Source organism: Okeania sp. SIO2F4 (assembly GCF_010672385.1).
In the GTDB taxonomy this organism is placed as follows: domain Bacteria; phylum Cyanobacteriota; class Cyanobacteriia; order Cyanobacteriales; family Microcoleaceae; genus Trichodesmium.
Genome location: NZ_JAAHGT010001410.1, coordinates 1 through 1,373, shown reverse-complemented (window position 1 = coordinate 1,373; position 1,373 = coordinate 1). Strand labels below are relative to the sequence as shown.

Below are 1,373 nucleotides of genomic sequence, written 5' to 3'. Positions count from 1 at the left end.
CTTTTCTGTTCCCTATTCCCTGTTCCCTGTTCCCTTACTCCAGTCTAAATCACTACATCTACAGGACTACCAATTTTCCTTGGAGACTAATGCCTCCTAACAAAATAATTAGTTAATAGCTGATAGCTGATAGCTGAGTGCTGAATGCTTATCTAAAGTCTAATTGTTGCTCCTGGTCCGATGGGAATTCCGAAAATAAACCAAAATATAAATAAAGCTGACCAAGATAAAAAGAAAGCTAAAGAATAAGGTAACATTGTCGCAATTAAAGTTCCCATACCTGCATTTTTATCGTATCTCTGAGCAAAGGCAACAATAATCGGAAAATAACCCATCAGAGGTGTAATAATATTAGTTGTAGAATCCCCGATTCGATAAGCCATTTGTGTGAACTCTGGTGTATAACCAACTAACATTAACATCGGTACAAATATAGGAGCTATCATAGTCCATTTAGAGGATGCAGAGGCAAAAAATAAATTAATTAATCCACTAACAATTATAAAACTTATTAGTAAAGGCAAGCCAGTAAAACCAGTTGCTTTGAGAATATTTGCACCATTAATAGCTAAGATAATTCCCAAATTAGTCCAACTAAAATAAGCAACAAATTGAGCTGCAAAAAAAGACAAAACAATATAATAACTCATGATACTCATGGCTTGAGTCATACCCTGAGCAATATCTTTATCACTTTGAATTGTTCCTGCTCCTTTGCCATAGGCAATACCTGGAATTATGAATCCTAACATTATTATTGGTACAATTCCTTGAAAAAAAGGAGAAGGAATAATTGTCAATGTTTCTGGGTCGCGTAAAATTCCTTCTGGAGGCAAAACTAATATTAATAAAAAGGCGACAAAAGCTAATAAAGAATATCCAGCCCAACGTAAGCCTTTTTGTTCAGCATTAGTCAAATCTTCCATTTCTTCTGAATTTATTTTACTATTGTATTTACCTAGTCGAGGTTCTACAATCTTATCTGTAATATACCAACCAACTAAAGTAATAACAAATGTAGAAACTACCATGAAATAATAATTTACTGTTGGATTAACCGTATATTCTGGATTAATTAATTGAGCTGAACTTTCAGTAATTCCTGCTAGTAAAGGGTCGATAGAACTAATTAATAAATTAGCACTATAACCGCCAGAAACACCAGCAAAACCAGCAGCTAAACCAGCAATTGGATGACGTTTGTATGCTAAAAATATTAAGGCAGCAAGAGGGGTTAAAACTACATTATAGAAGGGTCGGATTCTGTATACAGGATATTAATAAGATGTTAATTCTGAAGCCACAGCCATGCTGTGGCTTTCAGACTGTAGACAAACCGCCAATTCAAATCATTGAGTTGGCGGTTTCTTTAT

General features: G+C 34.5%; 1 protein-coding gene. It reads right to left on the bottom strand.

Going from position 1 to position 1,373, the window contains the following annotated elements; genetic code table 11:
- Positions 1-152: 152 nt before the first annotated feature.
- Positions 153-1,262, bottom strand: a complete 1,110-nt coding sequence (locus F6K22_RS40835) for an AbgT family transporter (RefSeq protein WP_293110871.1) — start codon at positions 1,260-1,262, stop codon at positions 153-155.
- Positions 1,263-1,373: the final 111 nt, after the last annotated feature.